We start from the raw sequence: 23,771 nt of genomic DNA on the forward strand, positions 1-23,771 counted from the left end.
AGTTTATTTGCGAATAGCTTCTATGGGGCTCAGCGCTAAGGCCTTCAGCGCGGGATAAAGGGCGGCAAACAGTGCGGTAAGCATAACGATACCCAAAATAAGGTAGGGCATTTCAGGGGAGAGCGTGGGGAAAATCACCGAGTCCACACCGAGCTCGCGCATGACGTCATGAAAGCGCGAAAGATCCAGCCCACGGCGACTCAGGTGCAGCACCCAAGCGAAGCCGATAGCTAAACCGATGAGCGCACCACTCAAGGAAAGAAAAAAAGTTTCTAAGGTGATGAGCAGGAATACTTTTGACCTCCTCATGCCGATGGCCATGAGCATACCGATTTCCCGCGTACGCTCGAAGACGGCCATGAGCATCGTATTTAAAATACTAAATGCTAATCCAATCATAATCAAGACTAAAAAAAATATAGGAAAATAAGCCGCTGGACTCCATCATCACCTGCAGTGCGGGCTCCAGTTCGTACCAAGCTCGCACACTGGTTTCTGGAAAAAGGTGCCGGAGCTCCTGCTGCACCACGGGCAGCTGCTCCATATCTTCCAGCACGATGGCTAGCTCATGAAAGGCTGCCCCCATGCCGATGGAGGCATTCAGGTACTGCTGAGGGACGAAGGCCGTCACCTCATCATAGCGAGAGTAGCCAGAGTCGAAGATACCGCTGACGATAAACGCCCTGAGACAAGTTGATTTTCTAGGTCCTGATACGACAGCACGATACGAGAGCCGATGCCCACTTTAAGTTTTGCGGCGAGAGCCGCCCCGATAAGGATGCTGTTACTTACCTGATCACTCAAGTACTCTCCTGCTACCATGTGGCGCGCAAAGTTCGTGGTTCGGTTTTCACTTTCAGGAAGGATTCCCACTAGTTCCACCATGCCCGTGTACGAGGCCGATGCCACCATGCCCTGAAGCTTCGTCCGGGTAGTGGCTGCGGCGATTCCTTCGCGACCTTGCACGTCCTGAAGAGGAAGTGTAGGCCCCACGATAAACTGCTGTACCTCACGCTCCCGGATAAAATCAGGGTGATGGAGCTGCATGTGGGAGACTTGATTTTCGATAAAATTTGTGAAGCGGGAGCTCATAATTCCCTCCACCAGAGCGGAGGCAAACATGCCCGCTACCAGCCCGATGACGACCGCTACCATCACCGCGAGACTCCTGACTTTATTACGCCAGAGATTACGCCATGCCATTTTTATAAGTTGTATCATCGTCTTCTTATTTACTTATTTTCGCGCTGCTTGTAAAATATCCAGTTGGAAAACCCTTACGATAGGGTATATGACGATCAGCATGCTGATGCTAAACACGATGACTGCCTGCTGATAGAATAGCGTAGGATCAAGTGAAAATCTCAGGACGGCCTCCATCCCATATTCTGCCATAAGCCCTTCCAGACCCTCTCCTAGGGGGATAGGATGGTAGTAGAAGTACAGGAGAATAGGTAAAGCAAGCACGATTCCTGCGCTGACGCCGATAAAATTCATGATGAGCGTTTCGGTGAAAATGATGAGCGCCAACCGCACGCGCTGCATGCCGATCGCGAGGAGTACTCCGAATTCCTTTTCACGTTCTAGGGTCATGGTGAGCACCGTCCCAAAAATTCCAAAGCCGATCACGATGTACAAAATAAGTAAAAAAACGAAGGTGCCGGCCTGATCTAAGGCGATGGTTTGCAGCAGCTCAGGCTGTAATTCCTCCCACGAATAGGCAGTGAAAGCGCCATAGTCCGGGTGGGCATTCAGTGCCGCTGCCAGACGAGCATGCTGCCGCGGCTGGGTGGGCACTATTTTCAAGTGATTCAGCCGACCTGGGGCATCAAATAAAAACTGGGCAGTGGGTAGCGACAGGTACACTACGCGCTCATTCAAGTCAGGGACGGGATGCTGTAAAATACCGCTGATCACATATTTTCCTGCCGCCATCACCCCTTGGAAACCTTGACCGAAAAGCACCAGCGTGTCGCCAAGGGTCAGATCCAGCGACTGCGCGAGCCCTGTCCCGATCACTGCCTCCTCGGACCCCACTGAAAAAAAGGCTCCCGAACGCATACGGCTGCTGATTTGATTAAACCGATCCTCTGCCTCCAGTACTATCCCGCTTACAAAGGCCACGCGGGTACGCTCCTTGCCAGCCGCAAGCACCGTGCTTTCCAGGCGAGGCAGGGTATAGGCGATCTGGGGAAAATCGGCCAGAAGCTGCGCATCACGCGTCTCATCCCACTCCATCGCGTTATCGATATGAGACTCATCGAAATATAAGGTATCCTGAAGCTGTAAGTAGCCCGTAGAATACCGCACCACGTTCTGCACCATCAGCTCCTGGGAGCCCCTGTCCATGGATTCCAGCACTAAGGCCAGCAGGACAGCGAAGAGCACCGAAGAAATGGTGATAAAGGTGCGCCGCCTGCTCCGCCAAAGGTTGCGCCATGCCAATTTAAAAAGCATCATAAGCCTACAGCGTTAACGGATATTTTTTAGGTTTTGGACCGAAAAAAAGCGGTCATCCAGGGGTGCGTCGAACACCCCAGACGCATACTGAATAATGGTCTTGTGGCCCTCCTTATCTGCGGGAACCATCTCGATGCGGGAGGGAAGGCGACGATCCCCCATCTGCTTGATGTCGGAAAGCAGTACGGTGGATACCAGCGCGTCACGCTCATCGTAATTCTCTGTCTTGAGGTGGTAGAAATGCTCCTTGCTAATCCAAAGTTTCACCTTGCTAAACACGATCGCACTCTCCGGCTTAGGGATGGACTCGATCACATAGCAAGCGAAGCCCTGTACCTGCTCTTCTGGAAGCAGCCTATGCGTATAGTCATGCACACGCGAGGATTCCCGCACAAGGTCATCGTTCGTAAAATCAGACCCCATCCAGCTCTGTCCCATCATGCTGGGCGGCAGCTTGATCATCCGATCCACAGTAGGCAGGTAGTTCCAGATTTCATTCTGACGCTTTAAAAAAGCAGTCCCACGGTCGCGCGCAGGTGCCGTTATCAAGATGAGAGAGTAATCTTCACCTCGCGACCAAGAGCGCATGCTCATCTCTCGGGTGAAGCGTGGCCGTATGATGGTCATATTCAGCTCCATCTGAGCCGTTTCTCCACGCATCTGCTGCTCCATTCGCTCTAGGATGGCTTCAGGCGTGAGCGTTAAGGTCTCTTGGGCCCCGAGGGGCCAAAGGAAACATAGGAAAAGAATGCTTATCATTTTCATACGTTATGCAGGTAAGTGGTTTAAAAGTGGGGATTATCTTGTCTTTCTATACGCTTCTAAAAGGTGGGGTATGCGGTCTTTCATCCAGCGGTAAAAGTCTCTGGTTTCCCGCATAAAATCAGTGGCGGCACTGCGCTCATCAGCGAGAAGCGCCAAGCCCTCATCCATGATATCCGCATAGTGCTCAAGCAGCTGTGTGCGCTCTTGCATAATGGCCAGCATATCGATCGTGCTGATTTGATAGCGGGACCTGCGCTCGGTTTTCAGTTTCACCTTCGCGACGAAGCGAATGCTAATCAGCACGTTTAAATTAGTCGAAACGGAGGCCTTGCTGACACCAAGCTGTTCCACAAACTCCTGAAAAAACACGCCCTCCTTCCCACACACAAGCAGGTAACCTAAAAGCTTACCCCCTATGTGCGTGAGGCCCAGCTCTTCACACAGCTTGCCCACCTTCTCTATATATACCTGCTTGTTGGCGTCCATTTCCCTTGAATTTAGGCTTGCAATTTAGTTCGGCCTGAACTAAACAAAAATGACAAAAGTCATAATCGGGATGTTTATTCGTTTTCCTCTTCTAAAAGGGAAAAAACGCCCTTCACAGGATGGGTCGGGAAGTCCTCAGGTTCCAGTTGGCGATCGTCAAGGCATTTAGTTCAATCGGCGCCCGGTCTAAAACCATAGCCGCTTTTTCATAGATCCTGGAAATCGGCAAGGCGCTGGCGTCGGTTTCGAAAAAAATACGGTCTTCAGGAATCAGTCGCAAGCTTTCCTCCAGGTAGGGCTGCCGCAGTAGGGCTTCGCCAAAAGAAAAGCCTAAAAAAGGATAAGCTAATAGGGCCTCCACCCGCCGAGGCGGCAGCGTACAGCCATGCCAAACACAAAAAGGGGGCACTCCCACAGACTTCCAGACCGCCTGCAAGAGATCTTGCCCACGCACCACATGCAGCACCGCTGGAATCCCCTGCTCTTGGGCCACCTGCAGCTGCCAGGAAAGGGCCTCCACCTGTAACGCTTCCTTCGGCCCTCTCAGCCGATCCAGGCCACACTCACTTACGGCTAAGCAGTTAGGGGCAGTCACCAGCTCTCGAAAGCGCGCCTTGCGGGCATAAAAATCCGCTTCCTCCAGCTGCCAAGGGTGAAAGCCTACCGTAAAAAACTGCTTTTCAGGCCGCTGCTTCCAGGGCTCCTCTAGCACATAAAGCCCTCCCTCCCCCGGACTGTGCCGATGACAATCGAAAAAGGAGGGCGTAAAGGTGCTGGCTTCAGCGGCTCGGGTAGCTTCCATGTTCGAAAATACAGGAAATTAGCCACATTTTTTGCGTATAGCGGGAGCTTTGGGGCTCGGCCCCAAAAAACCGGAGCTTATGCCCGTAGAACGGACACAAACTCCGGCAAGCAACAGGGAAATGAATGGGCATGCGGTTTTACTGCACGCGCACGGTGTGGTAGCGTCGGAAATTTACTCCCTTATGTTGTCCGGCAAACTCGAGGCGCACCTGAGTGCCCGCCCGTGGAGTGGCCAGCCCAAGCGCAGACCAGGAGCTCGTAAACGTCCCCCGCCCCTGTGCGTCGGTCTCTAAGGTACCGATCTGGGTAGTAGGATTCAGAAACACCTGAAGGCTTAGCCCCGCCACAGGAATGGAGTCGATCCCCCGCGTATGGTCCAGAATATGCGTTTTATCCAAGGTATAAACACGCGTCTGCACCGATACGGGCGCATCTGCCTGAAACTGGCTCCCCGAAAGCAGCAGCAGCACTGGGGCCTCCACGCTCGGAGTAACTAAATCGTCCGCCTCGATGCAGCTTTGGCCGAAGGCCAAAAAAAGCAGGGCGAATAAAACGGTAGCAAGTGTATTTTTCATCGTTCATTCATTTATTTAGACCACCATAAGGGCGTGCGCATCGTGTCTGGCCCGCCTAATTTCGAGATACCGCCGTCCAAGTTGCTGCGGTTTAAAGAGTATTCAGAAACGGGATACTCGATCCGTGTAGGGAGCACACCCTCATTCACGAAGGTGGCATCTGGATGCGGTGGAGGCAGCTTCGGAAGTCCCGTGCGGCGCATTTCTGTCCAAGCTTCCACCCCCTGACCGAAGAGAGAAATCCACTTTTGGGTCATGAGCGATTCCATGCTCAGCGCGCCCAGGCGACTCGGGTAATCCACGGGCATCTCTAGCCCATACTGGGCAAAGGAAGAGGCGATGGCCTCGGCAAAGAGGGCCTCGGGATCCTCCGATAATATGCCGGCCAGGGCTGCCTCGGCTCGAATGAAGCGTACCTCCGTGCTGGTCATCAAAATACTGGGAGCTTCCGGGCGCATATAGTACAATCCGATGCGGGAGGCGTCGATTTCATTCGCTGCGGCATCGGTCAGGCCATTCGGAAGCCCACGATAACTTCCATCTGCGAGCGGCTCCGCAAATATCGTGATGCGCTCATCCTCGTACTGCAGTAGGGCATCGATTAGGGTGCTGCTAATGTTCCAGTCCGACCGTGTAGAAAACACATCGAACATTTTATTTCGGCTGCCGATCACATCGACATGGTGCAGCTGCGCGAAGTCCTCCTGACTCGTAAACACAGGATAGCTCGCCGGATCGCTGAAGATTTTCTTCAAAATGGCCTCCGAAGCAGCTGGTGCCTGTGCGCGCTGCCTGTTGGCCAGCCGAAGAGCGAGGGAGTTGGCGAACTTCTTCCAGCGCAACATATCCCCTTGGAAAAGGATGTCACCTGAGATGGCATCGCGACCGATGCGGATCTTCTCATTCGCTAGCGCTAAATCTGCTAGCATACCGGCATAAATCGTCTCCATGCCATCGTAAGCTGGAGCATTTATGGCTGTTTCCGCCGTTCCTTTCAGTGCATCGGAATACGGAATGGGGCCGAATACATCGGTCAAGTAGGCGAAAGCGAAGCTTTTCATTATGAGCCCGACTGCCTCATAGTTGGGATTCGCATAGGGGGCGTCCGGCGCAGAAAGCTCCAGAATCTTCTCGAAGTTGATGAGCGCATCGTTATACATTCTTTGCCAGGTAGAAGAGGCGATGGTCAGCGGAATTTCGTAGTTATCACCCTCGGCATTGATATAAATATTTCTGGAAAGATGCTGCACCCAACACATGGCGGCGTCGATATTTAACCGTTCGTAGCGGGTGCTATGGCCCCAGTAGCGATCTGCCGTCGTTTGGATGGCGAATGGCAGCAGGAGTGCTGGCGAGATTTGTGTCGGATTATTCGGGTCGATATTCATCTCCTCGAACTCGGAGGTGCAGGCTGCTAGCAGCAAGAAAAGGCCGCTAACCACCTGTAACGTGTATGTTTTTAAGGTTCGTTTCATAGGCTTAGGTGCTGATGCGCGTTAAAAGCTGACGTTTAAGTTGAAGCCGATATTACGGGTCGAAGGCATTTCGCCGGAGGCAAAACCCTGTGCATTACCGCCTTTCATATCTACTTCTGGGTCGATATGGGGATGGTTGCGGTGCAGGAAGGCCAGGTTTCGCCCTACGACAGAGAGCCGCATGGACTGGATATAGCGATTCCCGAGGAAGGCTTTCGGAAAGGTGTAGCTGAGCGCCACCTCACGGAGTTTCACGAAAGAGCCATCGAAAATCCCTGCTTCATGATAGGTGCGGGGGTTTTGATTGTTCCAAAACGTGGTCGCATCCACGATGACATCGTTTGGTACAAAAACAGGATTTTCTATCGTCCCGATGTTCATGACACCCTGACCAATTAGCCCTTCCTCTCTACCGAAAGCCGTTTCAGCCAGCTGCCCTGTCTTCCGGGCTAGCCCAGTTCCGACATCGAAAATATCGCCCCCCATTTTCACATCGATAAGCGTGCTGAGCGCAAGCCGCTTGTAGCGAAAGGTATTCGAAAAGCCGCCTATCCAGTCGGGCTGAATATTCCCGATCGCATGCGTACCTTCATCCAGCTGGGGAAGCCCATTGCGGTAAATTATTTGCCCGTCAGGGCTACGCTGATACCTGCGCCCGTACAGCGTTCCATAAGGCTGACCCACGCGGGCCTCGGAGGTGAGGCTGTTCTGCACACCGAGAATGTAGTTATCTAAGCCCTCAGCTAAGGCCACGACCTGGTTGCGGTTACGCGCGAAGTTAAGCTGTGTTTCCCAGCTAAACCCATTTGGGAGGGCGACGGGAGTGCCTGAGAGCATAATTTCCACCCCTTGGTTCGTGATCTGCCCGGCATTTAGCGTCTGGCTAGCATACCCGGAAGCATTCGAGATGGAAACGGCTAAAATCTGATTGACGGTAGACTGGTGGTAGTAGGTTAGGTCTACGCCGATGCGGCCCTGAAGGAAGCGCAGGTCTAATCCGACCTCTTTGCCCGTCGTGATTTCTGGCTTTAAGTTACGGTTCGCAATCGCGTTCGACTCCGAGTACATGGGGGTCGTGCCCGCCCAAAGCCCCTGTGCCCGGTACACCTGGTTGAGCATATAGGGATCCGCATCATTCCCCACCTGCGCGATGCTGGCCCGCACCTTCGCGAAAGAAAGGATTCGGGTATTAAAGTCGAACATGTCTGTCAGCACCGCACTGACCGCCACGGAGGGATAGAAAAAGCTATTGGCCTGCACAGGCAAGGTGGAAGACCAGTCATTCCGTCCTGTCACATCGATGAAAAGGGCATTGTTAATACCGATCGTAGCTGCGCCGAAGACACTGTTCACCACCTGCTGCCGGATCATGCTGGAAGGCACGACAGGGCTAGCAAAGTTGCCTAAATTATACAGTCCATCGATAGTAAGCTCTCCCACCAGCACCGAGTTACGCTTAAAATTATTTACCCGGTTAATCGCGCCACCCTGAACACGTAAAGAAAGGGAGCTGCTCAGGTCCTTATCGAAGGTCAGAATGACGTCGGAGTTCGTCTCCTGGCTACTAATCACCGTTTCACGGTAGGAACCGAAGCGCTTCACATTATTTTTAGTAAACTCCACCCCGGTCACATCTCGTCTGGTGTCTGACCAGAAATCCGTTCCAGAGCGCAGCATCACGCTAAAATGCTCGCTTATTTTATAATTTAAAGCGATGTTACCTAAGAGTCGATCTTTATCATTCGCATTCGTGTAGACGTCTTGTAAGAAAAATGGATTCGAAAAGTACTCGTGCTGCCAGTTGGCATAAGGGTAATCATCTCCAGGCCGGAAGGTCTCCCGCTGAATGGCGTAGTAGCTTCTCCAGTCCTTCAACTTATTATAATCCGTGTGCCGATGTGCCCAGATAAAATCAGAGCTGGAAGTAAAGCGTCTGTTGTCACTCCCTGATTTCACATATTCAGCACTGACCGTCACCTGCAAGTTATCCGTAAACTTATAACTGGTGTTCAGCTTGTAGTTGTTTCGAAAGTAATCATTATTGTACATGATGCTTTGCTGGTCGAGGCGACCGATGCTGAGGCGAAAGCTCCCCTGTTCGTTCCCACCAGCTAGTGCGATATTATGGCTGGTGGAACGTCCTGTTTCCCAGAAGTCGTTCCAGTTGTTCGGCTGAGGGGTAAGCGGAGCCAGCCCGGGGCAGAGAACCAAAGGGGCACCATGCGGCCATCCATGGGAGCTCCCCAGCTTTCATCTACTCCTGCGGTACCACGAACACCATTAGCATCGAAGCCATTTCGACCATCTACATACCAGGTTCTGTAGCCGGCACCTCCTCCGTAAATGTTTTGAAACTGCGGCTGTACGAAGGTGCGGTCAAAGGTCGTGTTCGCATTATATTCCAAGCCGATACCCTTCGTCCCTGCGCCATCTTTCGTCGTCACCATGATGACTCCATTCGCCGCACGCGAACCATAAAGTGCTGCCGCCGTGGCCCCTTTCAGGACATTGATTTCCTTTATGTTATCGGGATTTATTTCAGACAAGCCGTTACCATAGCGGCGATCGGCGCTTTGCTCCAGCGGAACCCCATCCACCACGACCAGCGGCTGGTTATTTCCTGCCACCGAGGAGGAGCCCCGAATCACCACGTGCGCACCCGACCCGGGCATGGAATTCCCCGTAATCTGTACGCCGGCTATACGTCCGGACAGGTTATTGGCTACGTTCGCCTGTCGCGCCTCCGTCAGAGCACTCCCATCCACGCTCTGGGTCGTATAGCCCAGGGCCTTTTTTTCGCGCTCCAGTCCAAAAGCCGTGACCACCACCTCGCCCAAGTTGATGTCTGCCGAAGCTAAAACCACCTCGACGCGCGACTGATTGCCCAGCTTCACCTCTCTATTTTTAAAGCCTATAAAGGAAACCACTAAGGTCAGCTCCCCTTCCTCTGGCACCTGAAGAGAAAAACTCCCATCCAGATCCGTAACCGTACCGATCATGGTGCCTTTTACTAAAATAGAAGCCCCTAAAATAGGCTCCCCACTCTCCTCTGTTACCATCCCGGTAATGGTGCGGTCTTCCTTTTGTAACCGCTGAAGTGGTTTTTTCTTGTCATCCGTTTCCGACTTGGCCTCTACAGGCAAAACGGCCCTGCTGTCCAGCCGCTCGGCCATTAGCTCTGGAACACTACTGCATAGCAGCCCCAGAACGGTGCAGGTAATCCATCGTTTAAGCATAGTTGTATGGGTTGATAGTGGTAAATCAACTAAACCCGGCCGGAATTCAGTTTTTCTTGTGGTAGTTGGTACGTTAAAGGAGTAGAAAGCTCCCTTTGCGCTCCCGCGCAAAGGAAATGCTTCCTTTCCCTTATAGTGCCCTCAGTGATAAAAAACCCCTATGTGTGTTAGGTATTTTTTATCAAAAAGATTTGAAAAATATACTATTCGTAATTTTTACCGCCTATTCTTAGCGATTCTCTAATGGAACAAGTGGCCGTGTGCAGGTGCTTTTCCACAGTGCTGACGCTAATGGATAGCTTTTCACCGATCTGCTTGTAACTGAGCCCTGCCTCATGGCGCAATTCATACACCTGGCGCTGCCTTGCGGGCATTAGCGAAAGAGCCGACTTTAAGGCACGCTTCAGCTCCTTAAAATAAAGCCGCTCTTCCACATTACACGAAAACTGATCGACGGTTTCTACATGTAAAAAGGCCTCACGAATACTCATGCGCTTCCGATAATGCATCACCTTATAACGCAGAGCTGCATAGAGATAGGCTTTAATGGACACGGCTATCTCCACTTCGGCACGACGCTGCCAAAGATCTAAAAATACCTCCTGAATAAATCCCTCTACGACTTCCGGCTTACGCAACTGCTGATAGCCAAAGTGAAAAAGAGGCTCCCAAAGTTGATCGTAAATGGCCTGGAAGCTTGGGGATCGCCTCGCTGAATGCCTGGAAGTAGCCCCTCCGGCGTGTTGTGTGTTGTGCTTTTCATCCTGTTTGCTGGTTTAAACTGCTGGTAAAGAATAAGAACCAAGTTACAAAGCAAGAATTCAAAAGAAACCGATATTTCGATAATTTACATTATTTTTAATTTTATACCCTTTTTTCGAACCCTTGAAATAGATATTTGAATCATTTTATCAAAAACAAGCCCTATTTAAAAACCACTTTTCATCCATTTCGCATTTAGGGCGGCCCGAATAAAAGGTGCTAAACCTCTTTCAGGGCTTTGGCCAGCGGCCAAAAAAAGCAAAAAAGGCCTGCAATGCAGACCTCCTTTAGCAACACTAAACTAATCAATCAAACCTTATTAGAAATCTACTGTCTTTAATTCAAGCGGCTACGCTCTTCTTCGCTGCCACTTCGCTGGCTGAGCCTGAAACTTTCACCGCGGGAAAACTTATAGCGCAGGGTAAGGCGCAGCGATTGGTCGGCATTATACTGGCGAAAGCGGGTGTCGATCTGATCGAACTGCACATCGGCACGGACCCAGCGGGAGCGAAAAACATCATTAAAATTCAGCGCCACACTTAGACGATCCTGAAGGAGGGTTTTCGATACGCCCAGATCCATCCAAGCCATGCTTTTGATGAGCGCCTGGCCCCAGAGCATTGGCCCCATGTACATGCCCACAAGCTCTACCTTATAGCCTTTTGGCAGGAGGATGTTATGCTGACTGCGCGCCATGTACGAAAACTGAGAGACGTCGAGGAAGCCATCGCCAAGTGGTGATTTCCATGCCACATAGGTGCCTTGAAGCATGTTCGATGTGGACCACCAGGGAGCGATGGAGGCGGGAAGGATGGCGCGCACGTTTAAGTTATGCGAACGATCTAAATTCGTCGTGAAGGTATTCGTGGTTTTGGCCACCTCATCCTGCTCGAAAACTTGTTGGAAAATATCCTGCGTCTGGGCGTAGGAAATGCTCAACTGGTAGGCTCCTTGGAAGATATGGTTCATCTCTACCGTATTCGCGTACTGGGGGCGCAGCTGGGGATTTCCTGTCTGCGTGGTGAGCGGGTCGATAAAGAACACGAAAGGATTTAGCAAGCCATAATTGGGCCTAGAAATGCGTCGATTCGCGCTGTACACGATCTGGTAGGCAGCGCTGACCTTATGCTGCAGCAGCAGGGTGGGGAAAAGATCGGTGTAGCGCTGGGTATTGACTTCGTTTAAGGTTCTCGAGGTTCCTGAAATATCCGAATGCTCCAAGCGCAGACCACCGGTATAGCTAAATTTAGGAGATATTTTCCCATTTAAGGTCGCATAGGCAGCTAAAACGCGCTCTTCGTACAGAAATGTGTTGGTATTCGGGTCTACGACAAAGGGATTTTCTTCTTCGGAGCGGAACATCTGCAGGTCATTATCCGAATACACCCAGCTGCCTTTTAGCCCTGCTTCGAAGGAGCCTTTGGCCAAAGCCTATAAAAATCCACTTTCGCGGTGAAGATTCTATAGTCCATCGCCTCCTCATTAAGGATGCGGCTTCTGGTAGCTTCCTCTCGCTGGCTTCCCGTCCAGAAGAAGTTCGTCAGCAGAGCGTCACGGCTGCGATCCATCCGTGTAATGTCGATATCGGCACTAAGGCGTGTACCCAAGGTGTCCAGCTTGCCGACATAGTTGAAATTCGCAAAAACACGCCCGATCTGCACATCTCCACGGTTAAAGGATTCGAAGAAATCCGGCTGGAGCGCACCAGGAGCATCGATCTGCGTGAAGGAGGGCGTATTCTCTGTGCTCGCCGTACCTGACAGCTGCACATTCATGCCCACCGTATGCTGGTCGTTTATGGCATAGTCCACCGTGGCATTGGTGAAGAGATTGCGGTTACGCTGTGCGATGAGGCTTTGCTGATCGAAGGTAGCGACCCCATTCTCTTGGGCGAAATTTCGAAAGATCTCGAGCTCATTATCGAAGGCGAACTCATTATAATTTACGTTAAACTGCGTGGTCCACGCGCCTTTTTTCGCATTTAGGGCGACTCCCAGTGTGGGGGAATAGCGGCCATTATACAAGCTTCCCAGCTGTACATTTCCGAAAACGCCATCTAAAGTGTTTTTCTTCAGCTGAATGTTGATCACTCCGCCTGCTCCCTCCGCATCGTAGCGTGCGCCCGGATTTGCGATGACCTCGATATGCTCGATGTTATCGGCAGGCATACTGCGTAAAAAAGTCGCCAAATCCTCTGCGCTCATGTACGTCTGTCGATCATTAATAAAAACCACCACCCCAGAGCGTCCATTTAACTGGATGCGGCCCTCCTGGTCGATAAATACTCCCGGCGCGCGCCCGAGGACATCGAGGGCATGATTGCCTTCGGCCAAAACAGTTCCAGCCACGCGCATCACCGTTTTATCTGCTTCGATGCGTACATCTGGCCGGGCTGCTCGCACGGTAACCTCCTCGAGATCGCCCACACTTTCGCGCACAACGAGCGTACCGATTTCTCTGGACTCCCCTGAGGATAGGGGGGCTAAAGGATAGATAAGTTCCTCATAGCCCACCGCAGAAATGCGCAGGGTGAGCGCTTCAGGGCTGCTAATGTTCAGCTGAAAGGCGCCCAGTTCATCGGAGGTACCTCCGCCAAGTAATTCTCCGGAAGAAGGAAGTACGATTCCGATAGATACGAAGGGAACACCTTCTCCAGTGCTATCCACTATCCGCCCTTTCAGCGTGGCATCGAAATCTATCACGAGAGCGGAGTTCGTACCGAAACTCATCGGGCTCCCCATCAGTGGACTGAGGCTCAGTCCCATTAACCAAAAAAAGAGTGTAAGGCGTGTCTGCATGTGTTGTCGTTTTTAGCGATTCTGTACATGCATAGGAGAAAAGAGTGCCAGCCGAAAATTTATTTTTAATCAATTGAATTACAGTTGATTATAAAAAGGAGGCGAAAAATGCTGTTTCGATATCGAACAGTTAATTGTTCGGAAAGAACATAAAAAAAGCTGCTCCCACAAGAGAGCAGCCTCAAATAAAACATGTATTCCGCTTACTTAGCAGCAGCGTAACGCTTGGAAACTTCTTCCCAGTTGACCACATTCCAGAATGCACCGATATAATCCGGTCTTCTGTTTTGGTAGTTCAAGTAATACGCATGCTCCCATACATCCAATCCAAGGATCGGGGTACCTGGGCACTCTGCCACATCCATTAATGGATTGTCCTGATTCGGAGAAGAGCATACACAAAGCTCTTTTTTCTCATCCACACATAACCAAGCCCATCCAGAGCCGAAGCGTGTGGCGGCTGCCTTGTTGAACTCCTCTTTAAAAGCATCGAAAGAACCGAATTTCGCATCGATAGCAGCGGCTAACTCACCCGTAGGAGCGCCACCGCCGTTAGGAGAAAGTACAGACCAGAAAAGTGTATGATTGTAGTGACCACCACCGTTATTACGCACGGCGGCATTGCTACCGGCTACTTGCATTAACTCCTCCAAGCTCTTGCCCTCTAAATCTGTGCCTGCGATCGCGTTATTTAAGTTCGTTACGTACGCATTATGGTGTTTCCCATGGTGGATTTCCATAGTTCTCGCATCGATATGCGGCTCTAGCGCATTTACATCATAAGGTAATTTTGGAAGTTCAAAAGCCATTGTTTCTTATTTAAGGGTTAGACATTATAAACGTGTAAAAAGATGTATATACAAGTTATACACCTATGCTAACCAAAGATAAATCAAATTGGTTCTAAAATCCAATAGAAACCCTAGGTTCTCTTCCTTTTAAAAAAGTCCTGCAGCAGCGCTTGGCTTTCGGCTTCCATCGGCCCCCAGTGGATTTTGGTTTTGGGGTGCAGTCCCTGCAAAGTGGTGGCACGAAAGCCTCTCTTGGGATCTCCCGCAGCGATATGCACCGCCGCTAACTGCGACCAGTAAAGTGCACCCGAACACATCGCGCAGGTTCCAGCGTTACGTACAGGCTGCATCCAGTGAGGTATTTAGCCCCTAAAAAATTCGCCGCCGCCGTGATGGCTAACAGCTCCGCATGGGCTGTGACATCCTGTAGCTGTTCGGTTTGGTTATGTGCGCGGGCGATAATTCTATTTTTCGAGACGATAACAGCACCTACAGGCACCTCATCTGCCTCTGCGGCGAGCTGTGCCTGCTTAAATGCCTCTCGCATGAAAAATGCATCATCCAACATCCCCTAGAATAGCAGATCAAAAATTTCTTTGCGCACGCCCTCATTAATAATCAGCGCCAAAATAAGCGATACCAATAAACCGATTAGCGCCTTGACGACATCATTCTTCGCTAATCGATAGGCCCTCACCAAGCGCGCCTTCTTCTTCGTCAGCTTTTTCGACTTAGACATAGCGATGGCCAGCTCGCGCCCTCCTAGAAGACCGATAAATACCCAGGTGGTACTCATCGGAATATTACTTAACATCTTAAAGTAGAAAAGAATGATCGCATAGACGAAATCCACGATCGTGGCTGCACGCACATCGGTAACTTTTGTCTTCTCGTTTACGATGCCCTGAATACGGTCCCCTTTCAGATAAAATAGAAAACCTAAGCCACAGAAAACAAAGCCCGCGTAGGCCACAAACTCCCAGACATTCAGCTGTCGCGGTAAGAACACAGCGATATTAGCCGCATCCTGCATGATCCATACCGCCCAAAGCGTCCCCGAAGTAAACCACTGCAAAATATACCAGTAAGGCTTCGCTTCCCCTTTCAGATACGATTTTACAAAACGCTCCAGCATAAACCACACCACAATCGCGATGGTAAAGGCCAAGAAATACCCCAGTAAACTCTTGGTCATGACATCTACGATGGTCCCTGCCTTATACGTGAAAACGTTTAATAATAAAAACGTGGTCGATACGGGCATCCGCAGCCGTGTCATCACTAAAAGTACGATGGGCGCCGCCAGCTGTAAAAACACAAAGCCCTCCGGTGCCTTATCCAGCCCCGGTACCTGCAAGCGCTGATAACTCACATCTCCATCAAAAACAAACCAGCTATAGGTTACCGTGGCAACGAAAATCAGCCCCATAAATAACCAGAGGTAGTACCATTTGCGGTTCTGGTTCGAAGCGATAAAAGTCCCGATGGTCTGTATACTATCGTTAGCAATGGCTGAATAGGCGGCTAGCGCAAATCCAAACCACATCGACAGGTAGGTGTACTCCGTTAGAACTCCCGCTAGCGAAACGATGATGCAGATAATCAGTAAAAAAGACTTTTCCTTTTTCGTAAAATCAAAAAGTGCATAGGCCGCCTTGGAAAGCGAATCCTGATTGATGTTTTGGTCTTTTAATTTCGCCATGGCGGGTGGTAATCACGATGATTCGTGCTACAAAGTTAGAAAAGATTATTTGGTCTTCGTGTTAATTTATTGTTAACTACGGAAGAAAATCCATTCCTGCCCAGAAACCCTAATATCTGTGCAGAAACAAACCGAAAAACAAAATCTAGCACGTAATCACATCGTTTTCGCCAAATATCAGCCTTTTCGACCATTTATCCGAACAAGCCCGCATGGAGAATATTAACAAAAGCTTCATCTAATTTTACAGCTTTTCCAGTGGGAAGGCCGTTATTTTGTTCATTGAATCACTCTATCCCATGAAGCCCGGCCTTTTGGCCTTTTTTTATATGACCGTGAAGCTATTGAGACCCTCATCCCCTACCTCAGCCAGGCTACTCCTGCTGCTGAAAGGTGTTCTCGGCGTCTTGGTCTTCATCATGGCGATCGACCTCCTTACCGTTTCCATGCTGCAGCTAAATAACAGCATCGCGAACGAAATCTTCCAAGCCACCCTAAATCCTTACATCGGCTTATTCGTCGGCATCCTGAGTACGGCGCTCCTCCAGAGCAGTTCCACCGTTACCGCCATGACCGTAGCAGTGGTAGCCTCGGGAAACCTGAGCTTGGTCCAAGCCATCCCGCTGGTCATGGGCGCGAATATCGGTACCACCCTCACCTCTACGCTCGTATCCTTTTCTTACATCCTTAAAAAGGGCGAATTTAAAAAGGCACTTTCCGCAGGTGTGCTCCATGATGCCTTTAACATCCTGACAGTCATGCTCCTGCTGCCCCTAGAAATACACTTTAAAGTCCTTAGCAGCAGTGCACAGTACCTGACTCAGACCTTTTTCGGCGCCGTAGAAGGAGGAGACACCATTTCCTATCCCGTTCTGTTCCTCCGCCCGCTGACCCTCTGGATCGTAAATGGCATCCAACTGCCCCTGCTCACCCTCCTATTAGGAGTCGCCTCGGTTTTTGGCATCATCAAGTTACTCTCGAACTTGGCACTAAAAGGCTATGTATCCACTAACTTCCATAAAGTCAAGCGCCACATTTTCCGAAACCCCTACCTAGCACTTTTCTACGGCATATTCTTCACGGCCCTCGTGCAGTCCAGTACGATTACGACCTCTCTGATCGTACCCCTGGTCGCTTCGCGCAAAGTATCCCTCTTTAAGGCTTTTCCCTTTATCATGGGAGCGAACATCGGCACGACCATCACCGCCGGAATCGCAGCATTTTACAGCACCGAAGCCGCCATCAGCATCGCCATCGTACACTTACTTTTTAACGTGATCGGGGTCCTCGTCCTACTTCCTGTTCCCAGCATTCGAAATGTGCCCGTACAGATGGCCGCTTACCTGGGAAGTCAATCCGTGAAAACCCGATTTGTGGGCTTCGCCTACATTCTTCTCACCTTCTTCGTCGTGCCTTTTTTCTTGATTTACTTCAACCAGGACAGCTCCGAAGAGCAGAAAAATGCTTCAAAGCTCCCCCATTCGAGCACGAGCCTCACGAACGATAGCCACCCCGGAGCTAGTACCGATCCGATCCGCCCCCGCAGCCAGTAACTGCCTCCGCATCCGCTAGGGTTTTTATGCCGCCACTGGCCTTTATTCCCACATGCGCAGGCAGAGAAGCGCGCATGGTACGAATAGCCTCCACCGTAGCGCCGCCGCGCAAAACCCGTAGACGTCTTCACAAAATCTACCCCTGCATCTGCACAAAGCACACAAGCAGCCTTCAGCTCCTCCTCACTCAAATAGGCCGTTTCCACGATTACCTTTAGCAGCTTTTCCTGCTCATGGCAGCACTTGGCCAGCTTCGCCAGCTCGATCTTCGGCCACGTCATTCCCGCCTTAAAGGCAGACAGCGACCAGACCACATCGATTTCATCTGCCCCATGCTTGAGCGCCAGCTCCGTTTCCAGCATTTTCACCTCAGTCTGCTGATAGCCCAGCGGAAAGCCGACCACCGTAACCAGCTGAACGGGCGACGTGCCGATATCACGCTTGGCCTTTTTTACCCAAAACGGGGGAACACAAACCCCAAAAAGCCCATGCGCCTTTGCCTCATCCACGAGGCGCTCGATCGCTCCTGCATCCAGGTCCGGCTTTAATGCCGTATGCTCTATGGTTTGCGCCAGCGCTGCTATTTCCTGCATATTAATCTCCATCGACATAGGATTGTAAATAAGTAAAATGAGGGCCCAGCTGCCCGCCACGGGCGATGCAAGCACCCTCCAGCACCTCAGAATGCTGCAAAAGTAGCTCCGGAAGCACATACTGCGCAAACTGCTCTCCGAAATCTTCTGACGCATCCCGCGGAAGCGCTGTAGGTAAATTATCTATCGCCATCACCGAAAGGGTCTCCGCGCCAGAAAACGCCGGTAACTCCTGAAAAGCTGTGAGGTCTAAGTCATAAACCGGCTCCGCGATCGTACTTGGCCGTATCGTCGTAGGAATAGATCCGTCGATGTCGCAGGTGATATCCGCGATGACGCGTAGCTTAAACCCTGGCTGCCCCACATCCTCACGCTCGAAAAGGCGTGGCGCACGGTGATCCCAGTAGGCCGCAGCGATTAACATGTCCGCCACTTCGGTGTAGCGCTGAAAACTGCTCACATAGCGCTCGGGATGAGTGAAAAATTCTTCTCGCTGAAAGCCGCCATCTTGGGCCCGCTTCGCATAATGCTGGCAGTCCAAAACCGCGAAAACCGCCTGCGGAAAATGCTCCCGCAAAAGTGCCTCTGGCTGAACCTCAGGAATCCCCAGCGCCCGAATGATTTCCAGCGCTCCTAGTCCCACACGCCCTCTGCCTGTAATGAGCAGCTTGAGAGCAGGCAGCTCCACCTTTTTGAGTTCCTCCAGCATTTCCGCCAGATCGAAGCAGTCCTTGGCTTGCTTGATGCGGTAGCGTCCCGACTTCTCACCATAGGTCCAGAGCCCCATATAGGCCCCGACGATGCCTGCCCAGCGTCCGAAAGCAACGACCCGCTCACCAGAAGGTTTTTTTAAAACCTCATGATCGTATAGCGTAATGTCTTTGGCCAGAATGGCCCGAAGTAAATCCCGATTATACGGCTGCGCTTTTATCGTATGGGAAAAGAAAAAATACTGCTTGCCCGCCATAAGTTGCGCGATCGGCACCTCTTTTACACCCAGAAGCACATCGCAGGCACTCAGGTCCGGCTGCGGAGGGAAGCCTGCCGCTGCATACGCTGCATCATCGAAACAGCGTACAGGACTCTCCTGAACGAAAAAGCGCAACTCCCCCGCATACTTTGCTTGCAGGCGCTTCAACTGGGTGGGTGAAAACACAACTCTTTTATCCGGCGGATTTTTTCCCTCGCGGATAAGACCTATCTTTAACATGGTGCTTTGGTTTACAAGTGATCGCTTAAAGTTAAAAAATTTATGTCCCCTTACCTACAGTTACTGCTACTTTGGGCCGCCTTTTACGCTTCCCACTCCCTGCTGGCTACCCCCGTGCTGAAAAATAAATTGGGCGCTTTCTTAGGCAGGGAAGGCCAAAATTACCGCCTCGCCTACAGCCTTTTTTCCGCCTTCTTTCTCTTCTACCTCTTGCTTTTCGGCGCCAGCATCCCCGCTATCTATCTTTTCCCCCCTCAGGAAACCAGCACCTACATCGGCTATATGCTGGCCACCTTCGGGACCATCTTAGTGGTAAAATCCTTTAAGCATCTGGGGGCTGCCGCCTTTTTGGGGATAAAAGAGGGGCCGAAAGTAGGCACCGCGCTCTCGCGCAAAGGTCTCCACGCGCACCTGCGCCATCCCATGTATGCGGGAGCCCTCTTAATCCTAGCAGGCTTCTTCAGCTATTTACCTACTGCGGCAGTGGCTTGCCATGTGATCGCCACGATCCTGTACCTGCCCATCGGTATCTGGCTGGAAGAACGTAAATTAATCCTCGAGTTCGGAGAAGCCTACCGGCAGTACCGACGCGAGGTACCCGCCCTTCTGCCGAACCCCGTACGCATTTTCCAAAACAGCAAGCGCTAACAAAAAAGCCTCCCAAGCAAGATGCTGAGGAGGCTTTTTAAATGTTAGTTATAACGATACAGAAGCGCTTAATCAAAACCGAGGAATTCTACCTCATAAATTAAGTTGCTGTCAGGCGGAATTCGGAGAAGATCATCGCGGTCCTGAAATCCGAGGGCAGAAGGCACGAGAATGATGGCTTTCGCTCCACTGCGTAAGCGCTGGAAGCCGATGTTCAAGCCTGTACGGCGACACCTTGGCCTGCCGTCGGAATAACAAACTGAAAAAACGTGTAGGTCACATTTTCATTCCAGATATCATTCGCGATCGCTACATCTTCTCTAGTCGTATCCACGATAGTGCCATCTAGTAGACTGAGGTTAAACTCCGTATAGATCACATTTCCGGGACGAGCCTGCGAGCCGCTACCCTCCTCCTGAACGATAATAATTACGCCAGAGGGATCATGTATGCGGCGTATACTGTCCACTTCGAAGGTTTCGATGAAATCTGCTAGAATGGCCCGATCTCTCTTTAAGTTACCTTCAAAGTCGTAAACGGGTCCCCCAAAGAAATTTTGCTCTTCACATGAGCTCCATAGCAGCAGGAGTGCCACTAAAGTCCCCAGGTAACCCCATCTTTTTTTATGCATCATCTTCATCTTCTAATTCTTCCTCATCCTCTTCTTCCTCCTCTTCATCGAAGTTCCCTGGCACGCGATGTCCATTCAGGGAAACCATCTCGATTTCGAAAACAAGCGGTGTGTTCGGTGGAATGGATCCCTGCCCGCTACGTCCGTAGCCGAAGATAGACGGAATGAGCACAAAAGCCTTATCGCCTACACGCATCTGCTCCACGCCCCACTCAAAACCAGGAATTAATCGGTTTATACCCAACCTAAACTCTAAAGGAGAATAGGTTCGCTGCGGATTAAATAGCCCTTCCTCCCGAGCGATGGCCTCTATACTGGTATCGAAAGCCACCCCGTTAACAAAACGACCGACGTACTCCACTGCGATGGTGTCACCGAACTCAGGAAGCTCTGCTAAAACTGGGTTTTGACCCGGGCGCTGCATCTGAGTTCCCAAAGCGGTGAACAAGACGCGCAAGCCATTTCCCGAAGGCTGATCAACAGGCGGAAACTGACGGATAACGTCTATCTCATTATCGTCTACAAACTGCTGGAGCTGCTCGATATCCCTATCGAGCTGCGCTTCGAAACTTTCTTGCTCGTTTATGCAGGAGAATCCAAGAACGCCTAGCAGGGTGAGCAACCCGAATACAGTAAACTTTTTCATTTATTTTATTAATCCATCACGTCTACGATCTCCACGTCAAAGACAAGAACGGAGTTAGGGCCGATTACAGGACCTGACTGACGGGGTCCATAACCTAGCGGAGAAGGAATATATAAGGTCGCTTTATCCCCTTTTTTCAACAAAGCAAGTCCTTCATCCCAGCCACGAATCACACGACCAGCACCCACACGAACCTCGAAAGGCGTATAGTTACCGGCTTGATCACGCTGCTCATTAAAGATACCATTTTCCTGAGCCACGCTCTTCATGCTCGTGTCGAAGATAGTGCCATCCAACAAGAAACCTGCATAATGCACGGCCGCTGTCTTTCCTGGCTCTATAGCAGGTCCATTTCCATTCTCCTTTATAACGTAATAAAGACCAGACTCTGTCCTAGTAGCTTCAATATTATTTTCAGCTAAATAATCCTGAATAAGCTGGGTGTCTGTTTCCAGCTGCTTAAGCGCTTTTTCCTCCTCACGCTTAGCTTGCTGCTCCTGAAGCTGCGCGAAGTACGCCTCCACTTCCTCCTGGCCCATCACCGCGAAAGCACCTATTCTAATTTTAACCTTATCATCTTCCTGTAGAAAGAACGGAACAGAACCAGCGCCAAACACCTTCACCGCTTTATCCTCAATGTAAATGCTATCGCCCTTCTTTAAATTCAAAAAGATCTCATCCATACCTGTCTGCGCAGGAATAGAATCATTATACTGAAGCACCCCTGGAGAACCCTGCTCATCCGTGGAAATAAAGACAGAGTCTTTTTCATTCGTCACCTGTAAATGATACAGAACGAACTCTCCATTCTTCGGGCTTTCTTTCCCTTGTTTAATCAGTGTATACTTAATACCATCCGTAGTTTCACGCGTTTCCGTAGAATCACAAGATGTAAAAATAGTGGCCGCGCCTACGCAGGCAAGACCAAAAACGATCGCTTTAGCTGTTTTCATCGACAAGCTCAGATTGAGTAATTAAATTTGAATAGTTTTCTTTTATCAGTCCCTCAAATTTGGAGACCGTTTCCTTTAATGTCAAGTTAGATTTTCCGCCAGCAGCATTTTTTATGCCCACCCCCATCGAAATAGGCAGCAGCAAACTTGTTCACCGCTACCTGCTCCACCGAGCGAAAAGAGATCTTCACGGCATCCTCACGCTCTGTAAATAAGGCAGCTACCTTTATCCCATCTAAAGAAAGGGCATAGTTCACCAGGCCTTCCGTATCCCCCGTCTTGGAAGCATACTTGCGTAAATCTTTTTTGCTAATCGCAAAGTAAGCCGTCTTGTATTCCTCTAAAATCACCAGTCGACGCGTAATCGCGAAGCCGATAAACTTCAAGCGATTGATACTGTTCGTGTCGTAAATGAGACGCGAAATCTTACTGTTATCAGCACCTAAACCGATTAGCTCTGCGGTGATCAGGTGCACATTCTTCGTGGTATTCGGATGACGGAATCCCCCCGTATCGGTCATGATGCCGGCATACAAGCACTCCGCGATGTCTTTATCGATAAGGGAAGTATCTCCGATCTTACAGCACAGCTCATACACTAGCTCACAGGTAGCCGCTGCATCTGTACTCCAGTAAGCGAAGTCCGCGAAATCTTCCGGGTCTTGGTGGTGGTCAATCATGACCTTATAAGCAGAACTCTCACGCACATAAGGCGCCATCGCCTGCAAGCGACTTAGGCAAGAAAAATCCAAGCAACATATCATCTCCGCCTCCTGCAGCTTCTCGATTACACGCGCAGTCTCAGCTTCATTTTCGAAATTCAGCACCCCCTCATTTCCCTTCATCCAATGTAAAAACTCCGGATAATCCGAAGGACTAATCACCGTCACATCATGTCCCTTTTTCGCTAAAACATGCGCTAAACCTAATGAGGAGCCTAGAGCATCCGCATCTGGCTTATAATGCATGGTTACAACTATCTTCTTGGGCGTGGCGATTTGTTGTTTAAACGAATCTAATGGCATTGTATCTTATTCCTCTCGTTATGAGCTTGGTAATTTGCAAAGGTCAGGATTTTATTCGAGAATTCCGAATTTCTCTAAGCCGTTCATCCACAAGCGGCTACAGACTATTTTCCTATCTTTCTTCGGAACTTCGCTGGATCTGCCTATTTTTGTAGCTTAAAGATTTTGACAAGAATTTCTAAAGAAAATTAAATGGCAACTAACAGAACGTTTACCATGATCAAGCCGGATGCTTTCGGCGCAGGAAACTCCGGAGCGATCCTTAAAATGATCGAAGAGGCTGGTTTTAAAATCATTGCACTAAAAGCTACACAACTCAGCGCTGAACTTGCTGGACAGTTTTATGCCGTACATAAGGAGCGTCCCTTCTATGCGGACCTGTGTGCGTACATGTCCTCAGGCCCGATCATCGCCGCGATTCTTGAGAAAGAGAACGCAGTAGCGGACTTCCGCACCCTAATCGGCGCCACGAATCCTGCGGATGCTGCTGAAGGCACTATCCGTAAATTATTCGCTACCTCTATCGAAGCGAATGCCGTTCACGGCTCTGACTCTGACGAAAACGCACAAATCGAAGGAAGCTTCTTCTTCTCTTCTTTCGAGCGTATCGGATAAGACATACCCCAGCCGCCTCAGGCATCTGCCCAGAGACGCTTTT

24 protein-coding genes and 3 pseudogenes are annotated in these 23,771 nt (G+C 50.5%); 3 read left to right on the top strand and 24 right to left on the bottom strand.

Features of this window, described 5'->3' with window-relative positions; genetic code table 11:
- Window positions 1-3 precede the first annotated feature (3 nt).
- The 17 genes and pseudogenes from A3SI_RS17730 to A3SI_RS14250 form a co-directional block, all read right to left on the bottom strand.
- Window positions 4-399 carry an ABC transporter permease gene (locus A3SI_RS17730; protein WP_050977538.1) on the bottom strand — a complete coding sequence of 132 codons (396 nt, stop codon included), beginning with the start codon at window positions 397-399 and terminating at the stop codon, window positions 4-6.
- The gene (locus A3SI_RS17735; RefSeq protein WP_009056965.1) at window positions 380-631 is read right to left on the bottom strand and encodes an ABC transporter permease family protein; all 252 of its coding nucleotides are present in this window, start codon (window positions 629-631) and stop codon (window positions 380-382) included. Before A3SI_RS17735 ends, A3SI_RS17730 begins: the two co-directional genes overlap by 20 nt.
- Entirely contained in the window at window positions 628-1,203 is a 576-nt protein-coding gene (locus A3SI_RS17740; RefSeq protein ID WP_009056967.1) for an ABC transporter permease, read from the bottom strand. Before A3SI_RS17740 ends, A3SI_RS17735 begins: the two co-directional genes overlap by 4 nt.
- A gap of 33 nt (window positions 1,204-1,236) precedes the next feature.
- Complete coding sequence (locus A3SI_RS14195; RefSeq protein ID WP_009056969.1) at window positions 1,237-2,460, bottom strand: ABC transporter permease; 1,224 nt, start codon at window positions 2,458-2,460, stop codon at window positions 1,237-1,239.
- 12 nt (window positions 2,461-2,472) lie between these two features.
- On the bottom strand, window positions 2,473-3,225 hold the full coding sequence (locus A3SI_RS14200; protein WP_009056971.1) for an outer membrane lipoprotein-sorting protein: 753 nt from the start codon (window positions 3,223-3,225) through the stop codon (window positions 2,473-2,475).
- A gap of 33 nt (window positions 3,226-3,258) precedes the next feature.
- Complete coding sequence (locus A3SI_RS14205) at window positions 3,259-3,711, bottom strand: GbsR/MarR family transcriptional regulator (RefSeq protein ID WP_009056973.1); 453 nt, start codon at window positions 3,709-3,711, stop codon at window positions 3,259-3,261.
- 112 nt (window positions 3,712-3,823) lie between these two features.
- Complete coding sequence (locus tag A3SI_RS14210) at window positions 3,824-4,513, bottom strand: TatD family hydrolase (RefSeq protein ID WP_009056976.1); 690 nt, start codon at window positions 4,511-4,513, stop codon at window positions 3,824-3,826.
- Between the two features lie 139 nt (window positions 4,514-4,652).
- Complete coding sequence (locus A3SI_RS14215) at window positions 4,653-5,090, bottom strand: hypothetical protein (protein WP_009056978.1); 438 nt, start codon at window positions 5,088-5,090, stop codon at window positions 4,653-4,655.
- Between the two features lie 11 nt (window positions 5,091-5,101).
- Window positions 5,102-6,565 (bottom strand): SusD/RagB family nutrient-binding outer membrane lipoprotein, encoded by a 1,464-nt coding sequence (locus A3SI_RS14220; RefSeq protein ID WP_009056980.1) that lies wholly within the window; start codon window positions 6,563-6,565, stop codon window positions 5,102-5,104.
- A 21-nt stretch (window positions 6,566-6,586) separates the two neighbouring features.
- Entirely contained in the window at window positions 6,587-8,776 is a 2,190-nt protein-coding gene (locus A3SI_RS14225; RefSeq protein WP_316929225.1) for a SusC/RagA family TonB-linked outer membrane protein, read from the bottom strand.
- The gene (locus A3SI_RS22940) at window positions 8,677-9,801 is read right to left on the bottom strand and encodes a carboxypeptidase-like regulatory domain-containing protein (RefSeq protein ID WP_316929226.1); all 1,125 of its coding nucleotides are present in this window, start codon (window positions 9,799-9,801) and stop codon (window positions 8,677-8,679) included. The genes A3SI_RS14225 and A3SI_RS22940 overlap by 100 nt, the downstream gene beginning before the upstream one ends.
- A gap of 203 nt (window positions 9,802-10,004) precedes the next feature.
- On the bottom strand, window positions 10,005-10,487 hold the full coding sequence (locus A3SI_RS14230; RefSeq protein WP_083836543.1) for a sigma-70 family RNA polymerase sigma factor: 483 nt from the start codon (window positions 10,485-10,487) through the stop codon (window positions 10,005-10,007).
- Window positions 10,488-10,899: 412 nt separating this feature from the next.
- Window positions 10,900-11,991 (bottom strand): outer membrane beta-barrel family protein, encoded by a 1,092-nt coding sequence (locus A3SI_RS17745; protein WP_050977541.1) that lies wholly within the window; start codon window positions 11,989-11,991, stop codon window positions 10,900-10,902.
- Window positions 11,961-13,361 (bottom strand): TonB-dependent receptor, encoded by a 1,401-nt coding sequence (locus A3SI_RS17750; RefSeq protein WP_083836544.1) that lies wholly within the window; start codon window positions 13,359-13,361, stop codon window positions 11,961-11,963. Before A3SI_RS17750 ends, A3SI_RS17745 begins: the two co-directional genes overlap by 31 nt.
- A 203-nt stretch (window positions 13,362-13,564) precedes the next feature.
- On the bottom strand, window positions 13,565-14,170 hold the full coding sequence (locus A3SI_RS14240; protein WP_009056984.1) for a superoxide dismutase: 606 nt from the start codon (window positions 14,168-14,170) through the stop codon (window positions 13,565-13,567).
- A 113-nt stretch (window positions 14,171-14,283) separates the two neighbouring features.
- Window positions 14,284-14,720: pseudogene (locus A3SI_RS14245) on the bottom strand (nucleoside deaminase).
- 3 nt (window positions 14,721-14,723) lie between these two features.
- Window positions 14,724-15,854 carry a hypothetical protein gene (locus tag A3SI_RS14250; RefSeq protein WP_009056990.1) on the bottom strand — a complete coding sequence of 377 codons (1,131 nt, stop codon included), beginning with the start codon at window positions 15,852-15,854 and terminating at the stop codon, window positions 14,724-14,726.
- A gap of 299 nt (window positions 15,855-16,153) precedes the next feature.
- Here A3SI_RS14250 and A3SI_RS14255 point away from each other — a divergent pair, with 299 nt between their 5' ends.
- Complete coding sequence (locus A3SI_RS14255; protein ID WP_009056991.1) at window positions 16,154-17,407, top strand: Na/Pi symporter; 1,254 nt, start codon at window positions 16,154-16,156, stop codon at window positions 17,405-17,407.
- On the opposite strand, the pseudogene deoC reads toward A3SI_RS14255, so the two are convergent.
- Window positions 17,321-18,000, bottom strand: a pseudogene (gene deoC, locus A3SI_RS14260) (deoxyribose-phosphate aldolase). The gene A3SI_RS14255 and the pseudogene deoC overlap by 87 nt on opposite strands.
- A 1-nt stretch (window position 18,001) precedes the next feature.
- Window positions 18,002-19,210 carry an NAD(P)-dependent oxidoreductase gene (locus tag A3SI_RS14265; RefSeq protein ID WP_009056993.1) on the bottom strand — a complete coding sequence of 403 codons (1,209 nt, stop codon included), beginning with the start codon at window positions 19,208-19,210 and terminating at the stop codon, window positions 18,002-18,004.
- Between the two features lie 42 nt (window positions 19,211-19,252).
- On the opposite strand from A3SI_RS14265, the gene A3SI_RS14270 reads away from it, so the two are divergent.
- Complete coding sequence (locus A3SI_RS14270) at window positions 19,253-19,858, top strand: methyltransferase family protein (RefSeq protein WP_009056994.1); 606 nt, start codon at window positions 19,253-19,255, stop codon at window positions 19,856-19,858.
- A gap of 68 nt (window positions 19,859-19,926) precedes the next feature.
- Here the strand turns inward: A3SI_RS14270 and A3SI_RS21125 are convergent, their stop codons facing one another.
- The 5 genes and pseudogenes from A3SI_RS21125 to A3SI_RS14290 all read right to left on the bottom strand — a co-directional run bounded on the left by A3SI_RS21125 (window position 19,927) and on the right by A3SI_RS14290 (window position 23,113).
- Window positions 19,927-20,076 (bottom strand): FKBP-type peptidyl-prolyl cis-trans isomerase, encoded by a 150-nt coding sequence (locus tag A3SI_RS21125; RefSeq protein ID WP_009056995.1) that lies wholly within the window; start codon window positions 20,074-20,076, stop codon window positions 19,927-19,929.
- Window positions 20,073-20,492 (bottom strand): hypothetical protein, encoded by a 420-nt coding sequence (locus A3SI_RS14275; RefSeq protein WP_009056996.1) that lies wholly within the window; start codon window positions 20,490-20,492, stop codon window positions 20,073-20,075. The genes A3SI_RS21125 and A3SI_RS14275 overlap by 4 nt, the downstream gene beginning before the upstream one ends.
- Window positions 20,482-21,135: an FKBP-type peptidyl-prolyl cis-trans isomerase gene (locus tag A3SI_RS14280; protein ID WP_009056997.1), complete on the bottom strand. Its 654-nt coding sequence runs from the start codon at window positions 21,133-21,135 to the stop codon at window positions 20,482-20,484. Before A3SI_RS14280 ends, A3SI_RS14275 begins: the two co-directional genes overlap by 11 nt.
- Window positions 21,136-21,143: 8 nt before the next feature.
- The gene (locus tag A3SI_RS14285) at window positions 21,144-22,088 is read right to left on the bottom strand and encodes an FKBP-type peptidyl-prolyl cis-trans isomerase (RefSeq protein ID WP_009056998.1); all 945 of its coding nucleotides are present in this window, start codon (window positions 22,086-22,088) and stop codon (window positions 21,144-21,146) included.
- Window positions 22,075-23,113: pseudogene (locus tag A3SI_RS14290) on the bottom strand (DHH family phosphoesterase). The gene A3SI_RS14285 and the pseudogene A3SI_RS14290 overlap by 14 nt, the downstream one beginning before the upstream one ends.
- 192 nt (window positions 23,114-23,305) lie before the next feature.
- On the opposite strand from A3SI_RS14290, the gene A3SI_RS14295 reads away from it, so the two are divergent.
- Window positions 23,306-23,728 carry a nucleoside-diphosphate kinase gene (locus A3SI_RS14295; protein ID WP_009057002.1) on the top strand — a complete coding sequence of 141 codons (423 nt, stop codon included), beginning with the start codon at window positions 23,306-23,308 and terminating at the stop codon, window positions 23,726-23,728.
- The last annotated feature ends 43 nt before the right edge of the window (window positions 23,729-23,771 follow it).

The sequence above is a fragment of the Nitritalea halalkaliphila LW7 genome (assembly GCF_000265075.1).
In the GTDB taxonomy this organism is placed as follows: Bacteria; Bacteroidota; Bacteroidia; order Cytophagales; family Cyclobacteriaceae; genus Nitritalea; species Nitritalea halalkaliphila.